This window comes from Methylocapsa polymorpha (genome assembly GCF_045689225.1).
In the GTDB taxonomy this organism is placed as follows: Bacteria; Pseudomonadota; Alphaproteobacteria; order Rhizobiales; family Beijerinckiaceae; genus Methylocapsa; species Methylocapsa polymorpha.
The window spans coordinates 240,406-254,142 of record NZ_CP136862.1 but is presented as its reverse complement, the minus strand read 5'-3'; the positions used below and the strand labels follow the sequence as shown (position 1 = coordinate 254,142).

The window sequence follows — 13,737 nt, the reverse complement described above, 5'->3', positions numbered from 1 at the left end:
GTTTCCTTAGCTCGCGGTGATGATGGTGCCGACATGCTCGCCTTCGAGCGCGCGGGTCAGGTTGCCGGGGACCAGGCCGTTCACAACCTGCACCTGGCGGATGTGGCGCGCCGCCTTGAGCAGGTCGAGCATCGGGAATTCGAGGATCGAGTCGTGCAGCCCCCGCGCCTTCATCTCGTCAACCGAGATCTTCGGGATAAAGGTGGCGTCCTTCGAGGTTTTCGGGTTCGCGGTGTAGAGGCCGTTTTCGTCCTTCACGAAGATCATCGCCTTGCAGCCGAACTGCTCGGCGAGGAGAAAGCATCCGGCGTCGGTGCGGTAGGGCGGGATGACGTCCGCCGGGGCGGGGCGCATCCAGAGGCCGTAGGGCGGCATGCCGCTGAAGATGACGGCGTTCACCTCGGCGAGGTAGAGCGGCACGGCCGAGAGCCCGGCGCCTTCGACTGCGGAGATGCCGTACTTCGCGAGAAGCTGTCCCAGGATCACGGCGTTCTGATTGGCGACCGAGGCGCCGAGCTGCGAGAGCACGCCCGCAGGCAGGTTAAGCCCCGCCGCGATCGAGTAGAGGTGCCGGGCCCTTGTGCCTGCGCCGGTCCCGATAAGCAGCTTGTGGGCCTTACGGACGGCCACGATCTCGTCCACGAGCGGGTAGAGGGCCGCGCGGCCGCGATCGATGATGCTCTGGCCGCCGATCTTGACCACCGTCGCGTCCGGCAGAATCCGGAAGTCTTCCGCCGCCTCCGCCGCAGCTAGAAGCTGCGCGTCGTCCAGCGATCGCTGCATGAGGAGCGTCTCGAGCTCCGCCGTTGTATCGGCCATGGTGGCGCCTTTCGTTGTTTCGATGAAATATTCTTTGCTTCAAGTGATCTTATACATCTTATTGAAATACCACGCAATTTGTGAAGTTTAACATCTTTTACGCCGCAAGGTAAATAATGACAAAAAAATGCACAATTCAGCACCTTTTCGTCAGGTTGCGGAATCGAGATCGTCGAAAACCAGACCACCGCAATAGAACCAGGAAGCCCATGGCAAAACAGTTACCGCGAGTCTTTCAACGCTAGGCTGTGAGGACACGGCGATCATCGAATCGACGGACGTCATGGTCGCCGCCGACTAAGGTCCGACTATCCCGAACGCGTCGCGTTTCGGTTGAGTTTTAAAAAGCCGCCCGGCCTCGAGGCTCGGCGGCTTTTTTCTTTGCAGATCGTCCTCGCAAGGCGCGGGTTGGATCAGGGCCCATTGAAATGCACTGCGCCAAAATCCGTCACGTCATAGCCGCCAAGCTCGCTCGCGCGCCTAACGAAAGCCTCGCTGGCGCAAAAGCGCAGGAGCTTTTGCATGGGCGGATCGAAATAGGCCTTCCGCCAAATCAGAAGGTCGAAGCGCTCGACAATCAGCGGCGTAAACCCCTGCCGACATTGACGCGCCATGGCTTCGATGCCGAGCCCCACATCGGCCTTGCCGTCGGCGATGGCCATGGCGAGATCCGCTTCGGTTCGCTCGACCGTCTCGACGCAATGAAGATCCTCGATCCGAAGGCCGTCTCGTTCGAGCAATTGGGCCAGCACCATTTCGCTGCCCGACTGCTTTTGCCGCGATTGAAACCGCAAACCCCGCGCCGCGCGGAGAGATCCGATCGAGCGTCCGAGATCAGTCCGGAAGATCAAGCCGCGCGTGCGCTTCGCCCATTCGATCAACACGATGGGCTGATCGGCGAAAGCCTCGCTGACCGCCGCGACGTTCCAGCCGTCATTTTCGCGCTCGGGAATGTGCAGCCCCGCCGCGACATAATCCTCCCCCGGACCGCGCTGCAGCGCGTCGAGAGCGCCATCCAGAAGCGCCGCAATGCCGGAGCGCGATTCGCGTAGCGCCCATTCGAGGAGCGGGTCATGACCGCCGACGATGATGGCGGGCGCCGCCGCCGACGCGGGCCGTTCGCTTCGCGCGGGCTTGGCCTCGGCGCCGTTCGAGACGATCCATGCCTCGATTTCGTCGCGTGGGAACAAAAGCTTACCCGTAACACGGCGCACCGGTAGCGTTCCGTCCGACGCCATTTCATAGATTTTTCGCTCCTTGACGCGGAGCATGGCCGCCAGTTCGCGCGTCGTAAGGAATTCCGTCATGTGTTTTCTGCTGTTTCTTCCAGGCCTTTTCGGAGAAATAGCATAAGTTCACACAAGTGCGGAAAGGAACAGCGCAAGGCACAGAGATTCGCGTGGCGGCCGGCAATTCCCGGGCGTAAGGACCACTGGCGCTGAGCATGCGCATGTTGATGCGCTGATGGCTCGCCGGGGAATCGAATCTCTTTGCGGTCGACGACCCAGTCAGACAAGATGCGGACGAGGGGCGTCCATTCTGGACATCGTCAGGCGCCCTGCTTCTATTTCGCGCCCATCCGCGTCATCCTGACGGAAAGCCGTATCTCAACTTCAGTCATTCATCGAATCCGGCCGGAGCCATCGGGAGCTGGCGTATGGCGCGGATCTTCCAACAGAGGCCCGGCGCATGGGCGTCAGGCTACTTGCTCTCCCGCGCGCGCCGCCTCGATCCTGGCGATATCGATCCGGCGCATGGTCATCATGGCGTCCATCGCCCGCTTCGCGGCGGCGCGATCCGCGTCGTTCAGCGCGGCGATCAAGACTCGCGGCACGATCTGCCATGAGAAGCCCCACCTGTCCTTGCACCAGCCGCACTGGCTTTCGCGACCGCCATTCTCGATGATCGCATTCCAATAACGATCGGTTTCCGGCTGGTCATCGGTCATCACCGCGAAGCTTACCGCCTCGTTGGGCGAAAAGTTGGGACCGCCATTCAAGCCGACGAAAGCTTGGCCAAGCATGGTGAACTCGACGGTCAACTCATCGCCCTGTTCGCCGCCTGGATAATTGGATGCGGCCTGATGCGCTCGCCCAATATGGCTGTCGGGAAACGTGGCCGCGTAGAACTCCGCCGCCTTCCGGGCCTCACCATGGTCGAACCATAGGCAGGTGACGATCTTGCTCATCGATGTTCTCCTTAAGATCGGGGTTGTCGAGGCGGCGGCCGTTCACGCGTTCAGCGACGCCCCAAGCCGGTCGAGCAGATACCCTGTGCCGTGCTCGCGGGAGCCTGCGTCATCATAGCCGTCAAGAAACGCGCCTTGCTCCGTCACCATGAGCTTCGTACCTCCATCTTCGCTCTTGAGCTGCATGGTGGCCAGCGAGACGGATATCTTCTTGTCGTCCAGATGCATGACATAGCTGTAGACCAGCCGCTCATGAGGGACGACATCGTGATAGATGGCGTCGAAAGTGGAGACCATACCGCTCTTCCAGCGCCCCTTTGCCCGCTCCCGTCCGCTCTCGCGCACATCCATGTATCGTTCAATCGGATCCCATTCACCGGGCGGGCCGCCGAACCACTTCTGCTTGGCGGCCTCGTCGGTCAAAGCCCTCCACACCCGTTCGACCGGCGCATTGTAGCGACGCTCCAGATGGAAACTGGCATGCACGACGGAACGCACCCGCGCGCCGACGGCGCCTGACATGCGCAGCACCTCCTGCTCCAGCTTGTCGAGCGTTGTGCGCCAGCCCTCGGGCGCGCCGGCGACCATTGGCGCCGCCATCGACGGATCGATGAAGGTGTAGGTCTGCACGACGTCCATCCGCGCGCCGCCCGGAACGTCCGTGAACGTCACCTCCGTATAGGCGCGGAACAGCGGTCGCTCCTGCAGATCGACAGCGTGCATGTCAATCACGAGGCGGCTATGCGGCGTGACCTCCACGAATACGCCGCGGGTCCAGTGCTTCTCCCCGGACGGCGAGAGCATGCAGACCTCGAACGCGCCGCCGACGCGCATCTCCACCCTTGCGTCGGGGACGCTGTAGGTCTCCGGGCTGAACCAGTTCTTCACATGCTCGGCGGCGCCCCACGCTTTGAACACCGTTTCGCGTCGAGCGTGGAAGGTGCGGGATATCCTCAGCGGCGGCGGTTGCCGCAGCGCCGCGGCGTTGTCCGCATCAGTCGACTGGGCCATCGTGATCTCCTCCGTTTTCCATGGACTTCAAATATTCGCCAAGGCGGTCGAGACGGCCTTCCCACTCCTGCCGGCGGGCATTAATCCATTGTTCCGCCAGGCTGAGCGCGTCGGTCTGGATCGAGCATGTCCGCACCCGGCCGAGCTTTTCCGAACGCACCAGTCCTGCGGCCTCCAACACGCCGAGATGCTGCATGACCGATGGAAGCGACATGGGGAGCGGCCGCGCCAGTTCGCTCACGGGCGCCGGACCGCGGCTAAGCCGCTCGACCATGGCCCGCCGGGCGGGGTCTGCAAGCGCATGGAACAAGCCGTCGAGGTCGGGCGTTTGGTTAGGCATATACCTAACTATCAACATGGAGACAGTTTGGCAAACCCTTTAGTGATTATTCGGCAGCGTGGTATTGCTGCGATCAGCCGAGCCAAGTCTTGCCGCCGTTATGCAGCGGGCCGTCCGGGCGCGAGCTTTGCCGCCAGATAGAGTTGGTTCATCAATCTTAACTGATCGGGCGCGCCGGGGCTCGTCGGCGCATCCTTCATGGTCATGCCCACCATGGTTTTCATATTGTTGAGCACCACGGCTGCGACGTCGTCGGCGTCGCTGTCGTCGAGGTCGGGCGCGCACGCCTTTAGTGCGGTCTTGACCCCGGCGAGCGCCAGACTGCGGAAACGAAGACGGATCTCCGTCCAGTCGGTCCGCGAATCCAGCAAGGCCCTGATCGCCCGGGTCTGCGGATAGAGCTTCACCAACAGATCGATGAGAATATCGGCCAGCTCCTCCGGTCCAGCGTCGGCCGCGCGCGCGTGGATCGCGGCATATTCCGTCTGCAGGACCTCAGCGTAATGCTGCATCAACGCCTCAGCCACGGCCTCCTTGCTCGGAAAGAAGCGATAGAGGGAGCCGATCTTCGCGTCCGCCCGCGCGGCGATCTCCGCCATCGTCGCGACCTCGAATCCCCGTTCCTGGATCACGGCCGCGGCCGCCTCCATGAGCTCGGCCACGCGCTGGCGGCCGACCTCTCGCTGCGGTTGGAGGGGCTTGCGATTCCGGCTTGACAAAGTTGAGGCTTTCCTCAAATAGATGCGCTGCTTGAGTCTACCCTCAAGTATGTAGCCGCTCCCTCAGCGTCCGGCAATGGCGCGCGGAGGCTGCCCAGACCTGGCGAAAGGACGCCCCATGCTTATCCTCTCCGCCGCGACCACCGCGCTGATCCTGATCGATCTCCAAAAAGGGATCGTCGGCGCGCCGACCGAGCCCCATTCCGGTGCGGCCGTGCTCGCCAGAGGAAAGGATCTGGCCCTGCGCTTCCGCGCAGCCGGAGCGCCCGTAGTGCTCGTCAACGTCGCCTTCTCCCCCGATTTCGGCGACGCACTGAAGGCGCCGGTCGATCGGCCGCCTCACGCGCTATCCGACGGCTATCCCGAAAGCTGGGCGGAATTGGCGGACGGGCTTGCCGAAGTTTCGGACCTCAGGATCACCAAGCGCCAGTGGGGCGCGTTTTATGGGACGGAGCTCGATTTGCAGCTCCGTCGGCGCGGCGTCGCAACCGTGGTCATCGGCGGCATTGCAACAAACATCGGCGTCGAATCGACCGCCCGGACTGCGCATGAGCATGGCTATGCGGTCGTGTTGGCGGAGGATGCGACAACAGGTCGTTCGGCCGAGATGCATGCCTTCGCCTTCAAGCATATCTTCCCGGTGCTTGGCCGAGTGGCGAAGGTCGGCGAGATCGAGCTTCAAAAGTGAGCGAGTCGCCGAGGCCTTCGGCTGAGGCCTATCTCCCGCTGCGGCCATTGCCGGCGGCGGGGCGCTGGGCGGCGCGCTCCAGTGGGTGAAGCTGCCCGCCGCCTTGATGCTCGGGCCGCTGGCCGCAGCTGCGCTGGTGCAAATGGCGGGAGGGGCGGTGAGAGTCCCTCGCGCCCTGATGGCGGCGGCGCAAGCGGTCATAGGCTGCCTCGTCGCCCAGTCGATCACGCCTGCGATCATCGATGGCTTTGCGCGCCATTGGTCGGTTTTCCTCGGCGTGGTGGCGCTTTCGGTGGCTGCGAGTTCTGCGATCGCCTGGACCATGGGCCGCTTGCGCATCATCCCCGGCAATACGGCGGTCTGGGGCATGCTGCCGGGCGCCGCCACGGTGATGATGGTGATGGCCGAAGCCTATGGCGCCGATTTCCGGCTCGTCGCTTTCATGCAGTACCTGCGCGTCGTGCTCGTGGCCGCCGCGGCGTCAGTCGTGGCGCTGCTGTTCGCGCATGGCGGCGGCGGCTTCGCCGCCGGTTTCTTTCCGCCAGTCGTTCTGTCGCGCCTCGCGGCGACTGCGGCCGTCGCTCTTCTCGGAGGCGTTCTTGGCCTTGCAGTGCGGATGCCGGCAGGCGTTCTCCTGGGTCCACTCGCGCTGGGCGCGGCGCTCAGCATGCTTGGCTGGGTCAGGATCGAGCTGCCGCCAATCGTATTGGTTGCGAGCTACGCGCTCATCGGCTGGAACACCGGCTTGCGCTTCACGCGCGATGTCCTGGCCGCCGCCGCCCGGGCGCTTCCCCAGAGCGTAGGCGCCGTGGTCATCCTGATGGGCTTCTGTGGCCTGCTGGCGTGGCTGCTCGTGGCGCTCCTGCATGTTGATCCGCTAACAGCCTACCTCGCCACCAGCCCTGGCGGCGTGGACGCCGCCGCGATCATCGCCGCCTCGACCACGGTCGACATGCCGTTCGTCATGGCCCTGCAGACTGTCCGGATGATCATGCTGTTGGTTGTCGGCCCTCCGGTGGCGCGGTGGGTGGCTGGCGCGCTCGATCGCGCGCCTCCCAGCTGGGAGCTGGTTCGTCCGCCCGATCTCGGCGACCTTGACTGAATTGGAAAGGTTCTCCTTCTCAGCGCCCCTCGATGGCGATCACACGGTTTATGTGCGTCGCCCGCGGACCAGTGCTGGTCCCCCCGCAGGATGATAGCTATAACTGTACGCAAAACGTCCGTTTTGGCGCCGCCTGGAATGCGTATGGCTGAGCAGATCGGGCGCGACCCAGACCTGATCGAGAACATAAGGGAATTCCGGTTATCCAGGCGATGCCGACCAGATATGCTCGCCGCGAGTTCTTCCTAAATAGGCTTGGCCAGCAGTCGGCGGGACGCACAATCGCGGCCATACCCGCTGGACTGAATCCGGCCAATTCTATATCCTCACAATCGTGGCTTATGGGCTCGAATGACTCGATTACGAAGGAAGGAAACAATGTCGAATCATTTTACTGGACTCAGCCTCGGTCCGCCGCTCGGCGACCAAAGACTCGACCTGTGCGATCTCTACGCGTTCCAGTCGCCCACCGACCCGTCGAGAACCGTGATCATCCTCAACGCAAATCCAAATGCTGACGCGCTCCATCCCGACGCCATTTACCGGCTCAACATCGACAACGACGGTGATTTGCTGACGGACGTCGCGCTTAGCTACGTGTTTTCGAAGCCGCAAAACGGCAAGCAGACTTTCAACGTGTTTCTGGCCAAAGGCGCAGAGTCGCGCTCAGCCGAAGCTATCGGAACGAAGATAGTCGCCGATGCGGAAGTCTCATTCGGCCCCGAGCCTAACCTCGTCAAGGCGGCCGACTACACGTTCTTCGCCGGCAGTCGCAGCGACGCCTTCTTCTTTGATTTCGACGGCATCAAGAATCTGTTCGACATCAGAGGCAAGCGGAATTTCACCGAGCCTCACCTGAGCGGCAAGTCGCCGTGGACTGGCGTGGATTCGAATACCGAAGCCAACGTCTTCTCGATGGCGGTCGAACTGCCGACGAGCGAACTAGCCCCGAAGCCCGAAGTACATATCTGGGGACGCTGCAGCGTGCGGCAGGATGACAAGCTGATCCACGCTGATCGCGCGGGCCATCCGAGCGTCAGCAGCTTTTTCAACACAGACGACACGAAGTTGGAATACAACGCCAGCGAGCCAGTGAACGATCGCAGGCGCTGGCTCGATCAGTTCGTGCATCTGATGGGCCACACGGGAAATTACTCGCGCGAAGAAGCGATTGCCGAGATCGACAAGGAGCGAACGCTGCCCGACGTGCTGAGTTTCGATCCATCGAAGCCTGCGAAATATCCCAACGGCCGCGTCTTCACTGACGACGTGATTGATTACCGCCTCGCGTTCCTGACCAAGGGCGAATGCCCTTCCAGCGGTTTGAAACCGCACACCGACATTCTCAGGGAGTTTCCGTACCTCGGCGCCCCGCATCAGAAGAAGAACTAGCAGCGCCCGACAGGGCGTCCGCGCGGAAGCTTAGCCCGGCAGCTTGACCGGTTTGCTCGGTACAACAACTCGAACCTGACGGGCTGACCGGTCCTCTATCAGACATAGGAAGGCCTTGGCGATTGGCGTGCGCTTAGAGCGTCGCTGCGGCGGCGCTCGATGCGGTCCGGCTCGGCGCCATTAGCTTCGACGCGCAGCCTAATGTTCGCAGGCTGCCTAAACTTGCCTGCGTCAAGCAAGTGGTCCTCGCCAAGATCGAATGCAAACCCGGAAATCTCGATCTCGGTATTTATCCCTACGCGCCCGCCGCCAACGTCAAGCCGATCTCGGCCGCCGATTATATAGTCCTTGTCTCCGGGAAGGCGGCATGATGACGGCGGCTTTTCCCGCCAGTCCGGCACCGCGCAAGTTCTGCTCGCGCATCATCTGCGCCAGCTCAAACCGCGACTTTCCTGCGCGAATATGAAAAAGTCGCCGCGGAGGCCGCGCGCGAAGAGCTCGATCATGTCCGTACAGTAGCGCGCTATGCCGAACGCGTTTTCTCTCCTTGCGCACTTGCTCGCTTTCTCGCTCCGCTTATTTTACTTCCACGACGCCGAACATGCCCGCATCGCGATGCCCCGGGATCAAACATGCGAACTCGAATTCGCCGGCCTTGGTGAACTTCCAGACGATCTCGTCTGTTTGCTTTGGCGCGACGCGCCTCGCATTCGGGTCGACGTGTCGCATTTCGGGGTTCTTCATCATCATTTCCGCGTGCTCTAAATTCTCCTCGGTGTCTGCGAGCACGAATTCGTGCTCGAGCTCGCCAATGTTATGCAGCATGAATTTGATTTGCTCGCCTTTCTCCACTTCGATGCGGTCTGGGACGAAGAGCATTTTCCCATCATGCTCTTGCATGGTCACCTGGATGACCCGCGACGACTTTTGCGCGTCGCCCGGCTCACCAGCGGAGAATGCCGGCGCATCGTGCATGTGTGCCTGCGTGTCAGGCCCGGCTTTTGCCGGCACAGTGGCAAGGGCCCATAGAACGGCGCAGGTTGTTGAGAAGATTAGCCTCATTTGATGTCCTTTGCTCCAACTCAGTGATGACCCTTGTGGCCTGCCTTGGCGCCGGGCTGAAGTATCGGCATTTCCGCTGACGGTTTTTTCATCTGCACGTTCCGCCGTGGCGCGTCTTCGACTTTGTCCTTGAATTCATAGGCTACCGTGTCTGCAGGGTGATCGTACGGGCCGGGGTCCTTGTAATCATTCGCAGCGAGGTTGTCGCGGATCTTGATGACGGTGAACATGCCGCCCATCTCGGCAGGGCCGAATTGGCCGGAACCGGTCATCATCGGCAGCGTGTTTGCAGGCCCGGGCATCTCCATCTTGCCCATGTCGGCCATGCCGGAATCACCCATTGGCATGTACCCCGGGGCCAGCTTGCGGACGGCGCGGACAAGATCGCCCTTCTGAGCGGCGCCGATGAAGTTTCTGACGTTGTGGCCCATCGCGTTCATCGTGTGGTGCGACTTGTGGCAATGGAATGGCCAGTCGCCGGGATTGTCGGCAATGAACTCGCACGCGCGGATCGCGCCGACCGGAACATCGATCGTGGCCTCCGGCCATCGCGCGGACTCCGGCACCCAGCCGCCATCTGTGCCGGTGACTGAGAAGTGGTGGCCATGGAGATGGATCGGATGGTTGGTCATGCTCAAATTAGCCATCCGCACGCGCACGCGGTCGCCGAGGCGCACCGGCAGCGGATCAATGCCGGGAAAGACCCGGCTGTTCCACGTCCACATATTGAAATCCGTCATCTCCGAGACTTTGGGCAGATAGGTCCCCGGATCTATGTCATAGGCGGCCATGACGAACACGAAATCGCGATCGACTGGATAGAGCTTGGGGTCGCGCGGATGCACAATGAACATTCCCATCATGCCCATCGCCATCTGCACCATCTCATCGGAATGCGGATGGTACATGAAGCTGCCGCTCTCCTTGAGGTGGAACTCATAGACGAATGTCTTGTCGGGGGGAATGTGCGGCTGGGTGACGCCGCCTACGCCGTCCATCCCATTTGGCAATATTATTCCATGCCAATGGACTGACGTGTGCTCTGGCAGCTTGTTGGTGACGAAGATCCGGACCTTGTCTCCTTCCACAACCTCGATCGTCGGCCCCGGCGACTGTCCGTTGTAGCCCCACAAATGCGCCTTCATTCCGGGCGCGAATTCGCGCACGACCGGTTCAGCGACAAGATGAAACTCCTTCCAGTCGCCGTTCATCCGCCACGGCAGCGTCCAGCCGTTCAAAGTCACGACGGGCTGATACTCCTGGCCATTCGTGGGTTGCAGTGGCGGCTGCATTGTCGTCGTCGTAGTGTTCGGCGCTTCGGGAATGCTTGCCGCCTGAACGCGGCCACTCACTGCGCTGACGCTTGCCAGGCCCGCCGCTGCTCCTAAAAAATGTCGTCGGGACATCATGTCTCGCCTCCGGTCCTGCTTGTCATGGGCCGTCGGCTCCGGCCCCGGTGATGGCCCCGAGCTTGGACGTTTCATCTATCGGACGGGCTTCGCGTCCGCCAATGATCGCGGCCTGAAGGTCGGTCTTGGCGATCCAGAAGTCGCGCTTGGCTTCGATCGCCGCTATCGTCGCCAGGATTCGCCGCCGGGCTTCATCGAGCAGCGTGAAGACATCGATCAGCATTGTGTTGTAGCGAAGAAGAGTTTCGTCCGAGATAATCTTGCGCAGAGGCAAGATCTGCCGTTGGTAATGGCTAGCGATGTCGAAGGTCGAGCGATAGGCGCGATAGGCGTCGCGCGCTTCCGAGCGGGCGTTGACGGCCCTTTCGGCCAGGCGGTTTACGGCCCGCATATAGGCCAGCTCAGCCTGGCGGACCCGGATTTCGCCGAAATCGAATATCGGGATTTCAACGGTGGCGCCGGGTCCGAAATCCCGGAATTGAACGCTCTCGCCGCCAACGCTTTCCCTTGTATCCTTGTAGATGCCGGACAATTGAAACAGGTTGACGAACCGCGTCGCGTTCGACAGGCCGTATGACTTCGCCAGCGCTTCGAGCTCTATGCGGCCGATCTCCAGATCGATCCGTCGATCGATTGCATATTGCTCCACCATCGGAATGGTCTCGGGGCGCGGGGGCAGAGCCGGTAACGCGTTCGGTAAAGTGAAATCGAGATCGCCGCCCCAAAGACCCAGCGACCGGATGAGCTGCTCGCGCTCCCCGGACGCCTGTTGGCGCGCGCTCGCAAGCTGGGCGGTAAGGTCGGCGTAGAAGACCTGATCGCGCGCCTGGTCGAGCTTGTTCATCGCGCCGGTCTCGCCAAGTTGGCGCGCAAGCTTCGCCGCCGTCTCGGCCGCAGCGTTCGCTTGCGTCAGAAGGCCGACCAGTTCGCGCGCGGCGACGGCCCGATAGTAGTTGCGGCGCGCCTCCGCCGCCATGCGGAGCGTCTCTTCGGCGGCGCTCAGCTGCGCCGCGCGGAATCGATCGGCGGCAATTTCCGCTCGCGCCGGCAATGTCGCAAGCGCGAGGATATCGGCGGCGATCGTCGCCTCGAGCTCGGATTCCAGAGTGCCCGAGATCCGCGAAAGGGAAAAGCTCGGGTTCGGCGGAAGACTAGCCCGCACCATCGCCGCCTCGGCGACGCCCAATTCGTTATAAGCGGCCTGGAGGCCGCGATTGTTGAGAAGCGCAATCTGCACGGCGGCGTCAGCGGTCAGGGGACGTTTGAGCAGATGTTCGATTCTGGCCCGCGCCGAGCTCGCGTCCTCCGGCGTGCGGATCGCTACAGTCTCCTCTTTGAGCTCCTTTGCGACAATGCCGGCAGCGACGCTCATGCCGCCGTCGGGTGAGAAACTGGCGCAGCCAGAAAGGGCTGTAGCTACTGCCATTGCAGCGCCGAGGCGCACTGTTCGTGAGGGCGTAGGCGGAACAGTGATCGGAACGGCCAAGGTTCGATCCAAGAAATTCATTAGTGCGGCTCCGAAACGGGCTTCGACGCTGGGGGAGCCGGCTCATTGCCCTTCCAACGGCCGGGCTCGACTGGCCGCAGGTTAGCGAAAACGTCGATTGTCGAGCGGTAGCTCGCCGCAGGGATTTGCGCGGCCGGATCCGAAGGTTCCGGACCGGCGAACGGCGCTATCGGGGGTGCGGCGCAGCCGTCGATGACGCCAGCGAGGAGCAGAATGCTCGCAAACTTAGGGAGCCGGTCGAGAAATAAGGTCATCCGCAGCCTCTCGAAGGAGGCGGCGTGAGCCCGCAATTGGCAAGACATGAAAAGACCTTCGTCGCGTCGATCGATCTGGGGCGCGGGCGGCCGTCAATCAGCCGCGGCGCCGGGCTTTACAGCGACAAGAAGGGCTTTGGAGGCCGGGCGATATGTTTGGGCCCGCGGCCGTCATGACTTTCATCGAGCGCCCCAAACAAGGGAGACGCTGAAACCGGCAGCGCCACGGCGGCGGCCGGATCGCTGATTATGGCGGCGAAACAAGAAGGCCCGCAGCATGCGCCGGCATGACACTTTAGCTTGCCGTCTCCGCCTTCCATGGAGTTGTCGGAATGATTGTCTATCGCGCCATTGCCAAGAGAATGAGCGTCGCCATGGATGTGTACGCCATCTTGGAGCCGGACCTCCGAGACGCTGCGATGATGATCGGTGAGGCAGCGGGATGGCGCACTGCCGCTCGGGAACGCCCATGCGACCGAGGGCATGATGAGGCAAACGGCATATAGCGCGACGAGGCTCATCGCACCACAGAAGCGCGCCCCGGGTATAAGCCAGTTTAACATGCCGCGTTCACGTCCGGATCTGACAAAATCATAGGGGGTGTCTCGTTAGCATAAAACCCGGAATGAGGCGAAACAAGGTTTTTTCAGTGCGTTCGTCGCTCAACTTCTGACCTATTCACTCCAATCGGAGCGCATTTGTCGATTATGGCGCGAGATATAGGGCGGGGCGTCGTATTTCGACCAGCTTGGAGGAATCCGCAGTCAATTCCTTGGTTGCGAAAAGGATGGTCAAAAAGCAGCAAATGCGATGGTCCCGTTCGGGCGCTCATCTCATGCTGCAGGTCAGAGCGGCGATAGTGAACGGCAATCTACGACAACGGCTTCGGCACGACGCCGACCTGCCTGCGCTGTCCCTCCACCCGACCTTTCAACCAACGCCTCCTTTGCTCAGAGCTGCTTGAACCCGAGTGTTTTTGCCACTCTCGGCGCGCTCAACCTCCACAGGATCATGACGCTGATCTTTTCACCCTCCCGCCCCAGAACTGAACCCAAATCGAAGGACATCTGGCAGCTCCTCGCGCCAACTAGCTCTCAAACCGCGTCTTGGAAAGCTATGACGGCGTCATCGACGCCGCTTGGCGAAACCTCATCGCTCAACCAAAAACCATCGGCTCAATGGGCATGCGAAATTGGGCGGATAGCCAATCACGCCGCCGTCTCTCTCAAAAACTCTCGCGACGGAC

Annotated in this window: 13 protein-coding genes and 1 pseudogene; 4 read left to right on the top strand and 10 right to left on the bottom strand. The window is 61.8% G+C overall.

Translation table 11 applies throughout. The annotated features are described in order from the left end of the window. Positions 1–6: 6 nt before the first annotated feature. From RZS28_RS01280 to RZS28_RS01255, 6 genes are all read right to left on the bottom strand, one after another. Entirely contained in the window at positions 7–819 is an 813-nt protein-coding gene (locus RZS28_RS01280; protein WP_407339419.1) for a uridine kinase, read from the bottom strand. Positions 820–1,232: 413 nt separating this feature from the next. Next, positions 1,233–2,126: a substrate-binding domain-containing protein gene (locus tag RZS28_RS01275; protein ID WP_407339418.1), complete on the bottom strand. Its 894-nt coding sequence runs from the start codon at positions 2,124–2,126 to the stop codon at positions 1,233–1,235. Between the two features lie 389 nt (positions 2,127–2,515). Then, positions 2,516–3,007 carry a VOC family protein gene (locus RZS28_RS01270; RefSeq protein ID WP_407339417.1) on the bottom strand — a complete coding sequence of 164 codons (492 nt, stop codon included), beginning with the start codon at positions 3,005–3,007 and terminating at the stop codon, positions 2,516–2,518. 42 nt (positions 3,008–3,049) lie between these two features. Further along, positions 3,050–4,018 carry an SRPBCC family protein gene (locus RZS28_RS01265; RefSeq protein WP_407339416.1) on the bottom strand — a complete coding sequence of 323 codons (969 nt, stop codon included), beginning with the start codon at positions 4,016–4,018 and terminating at the stop codon, positions 3,050–3,052. Continuing rightward, positions 4,002–4,358 (bottom strand): ArsR/SmtB family transcription factor, encoded by a 357-nt coding sequence (locus RZS28_RS01260; RefSeq protein ID WP_407339415.1) that lies wholly within the window; start codon positions 4,356–4,358, stop codon positions 4,002–4,004. Before RZS28_RS01260 ends, RZS28_RS01265 begins: the two co-directional genes overlap by 17 nt. Positions 4,359–4,456: 98 nt before the next feature. After that, the gene (locus tag RZS28_RS01255; RefSeq protein ID WP_407339414.1) at positions 4,457–5,020 is read right to left on the bottom strand and encodes a helix-turn-helix domain-containing protein; all 564 of its coding nucleotides are present in this window, start codon (positions 5,018–5,020) and stop codon (positions 4,457–4,459) included. Between the two features lie 175 nt (positions 5,021–5,195). Between RZS28_RS01255 and RZS28_RS01250 the strand changes: the two genes are divergently transcribed. The 3 genes from RZS28_RS01250 to RZS28_RS01240 all read left to right on the top strand — a co-directional run bounded on the left by RZS28_RS01250 (position 5,196) and on the right by RZS28_RS01240 (position 8,259). Beyond that, positions 5,196–5,765 (top strand): hydrolase, encoded by a 570-nt coding sequence (locus RZS28_RS01250; RefSeq protein ID WP_407339413.1) that lies wholly within the window; start codon positions 5,196–5,198, stop codon positions 5,763–5,765. Positions 5,766–5,850: 85 nt separating this feature from the next. Beyond that, positions 5,851–6,867, top strand: a complete 1,017-nt coding sequence (locus tag RZS28_RS01245; protein ID WP_407339412.1) for an AbrB family transcriptional regulator — start codon at positions 5,851–5,853, stop codon at positions 6,865–6,867. Between the two features lie 378 nt (positions 6,868–7,245). After that, the gene (locus RZS28_RS01240) at positions 7,246–8,259 is read left to right on the top strand and encodes a DUF4331 family protein (RefSeq protein WP_407339411.1); all 1,014 of its coding nucleotides are present in this window, start codon (positions 7,246–7,248) and stop codon (positions 8,257–8,259) included. A 576-nt stretch (positions 8,260–8,835) separates the two neighbouring features. Here the strand turns inward: RZS28_RS01240 and RZS28_RS01235 are convergent. The 4 genes from RZS28_RS01235 to RZS28_RS01220 all read right to left on the bottom strand — a co-directional run bounded on the left by RZS28_RS01235 (position 8,836) and on the right by RZS28_RS01220 (position 12,491). After that, the gene (locus RZS28_RS01235) at positions 8,836–9,321 is read right to left on the bottom strand and encodes a plastocyanin/azurin family copper-binding protein (protein WP_407339410.1); all 486 of its coding nucleotides are present in this window, start codon (positions 9,319–9,321) and stop codon (positions 8,836–8,838) included. Positions 9,322–9,341: 20 nt separating this feature from the next. Next, on the bottom strand, positions 9,342–10,730 hold the full coding sequence (locus tag RZS28_RS01230) for a multicopper oxidase family protein (protein WP_407339409.1): 1,389 nt from the start codon (positions 10,728–10,730) through the stop codon (positions 9,342–9,344). 22 nt (positions 10,731–10,752) lie between these two features. Beyond that, complete coding sequence (locus RZS28_RS01225; RefSeq protein WP_407339408.1) at positions 10,753–12,156, bottom strand: TolC family protein; 1,404 nt, start codon at positions 12,154–12,156, stop codon at positions 10,753–10,755. Positions 12,157–12,236: 80 nt separating this feature from the next. Continuing rightward, the gene (locus RZS28_RS01220) at positions 12,237–12,491 is read right to left on the bottom strand and encodes a hypothetical protein (RefSeq protein ID WP_407339407.1); all 255 of its coding nucleotides are present in this window, start codon (positions 12,489–12,491) and stop codon (positions 12,237–12,239) included. A 676-nt stretch (positions 12,492–13,167) separates the two neighbouring features. Between RZS28_RS01220 and RZS28_RS01215 the strand changes: the two are divergent. Next, positions 13,168–13,455 (top strand): annotated as a pseudogene (locus tag RZS28_RS01215) (hypothetical protein); the annotation flags it as partial. Positions 13,456–13,737: the final 282 nt, after the last annotated feature.

Bases quoted from the DNA above. Each gene is read 5' to 3' on its own strand.
- RZS28_RS01280 (WP_407339419.1), bottom strand. From the start codon at position 819: ATGGCCGATACAACGGCGGAGCTCGAGACGCTCCTCATGCAGCGATCG.
- RZS28_RS01275 (WP_407339418.1), bottom strand. From the start codon at position 2,126: ATGACGGAATTCCTTACGACGCGCGAACTGGCGGCCATGCTCCGCGTC.
- RZS28_RS01270 (WP_407339417.1), bottom strand. From the start codon at position 3,007: ATGAGCAAGATCGTCACCTGCCTATGGTTCGACCATGGTGAGGCCCGG.
- RZS28_RS01265 (WP_407339416.1), bottom strand. From the start codon at position 4,018: ATGGCCCAGTCGACTGATGCGGACAACGCCGCGGCGCTGCGGCAACCG.
- RZS28_RS01260 (WP_407339415.1), bottom strand. From the start codon at position 4,358: ATGCCTAACCAAACGCCCGACCTCGACGGCTTGTTCCATGCGCTTGCA.
- RZS28_RS01250 (WP_407339413.1), top strand. From the start codon at position 5,196: ATGCTTATCCTCTCCGCCGCGACCACCGCGCTGATCCTGATCGATCTC.
- RZS28_RS01240 (WP_407339411.1), top strand. From the start codon at position 7,246: ATGTCGAATCATTTTACTGGACTCAGCCTCGGTCCGCCGCTCGGCGAC.
- RZS28_RS01235 (WP_407339410.1), bottom strand. From the start codon at position 9,321: ATGAGGCTAATCTTCTCAACAACCTGCGCCGTTCTATGGGCCCTTGCC.
- RZS28_RS01230 (WP_407339409.1), bottom strand. From the start codon at position 10,730: ATGATGTCCCGACGACATTTTTTAGGAGCAGCGGCGGGCCTGGCAAGC.
- RZS28_RS01225 (WP_407339408.1), bottom strand. From the start codon at position 12,156: ATGGCAGTAGCTACAGCCCTTTCTGGCTGCGCCAGTTTCTCACCCGAC.
- RZS28_RS01220 (WP_407339407.1), bottom strand. From the start codon at position 12,491: ATGACCTTATTTCTCGACCGGCTCCCTAAGTTTGCGAGCATTCTGCTC.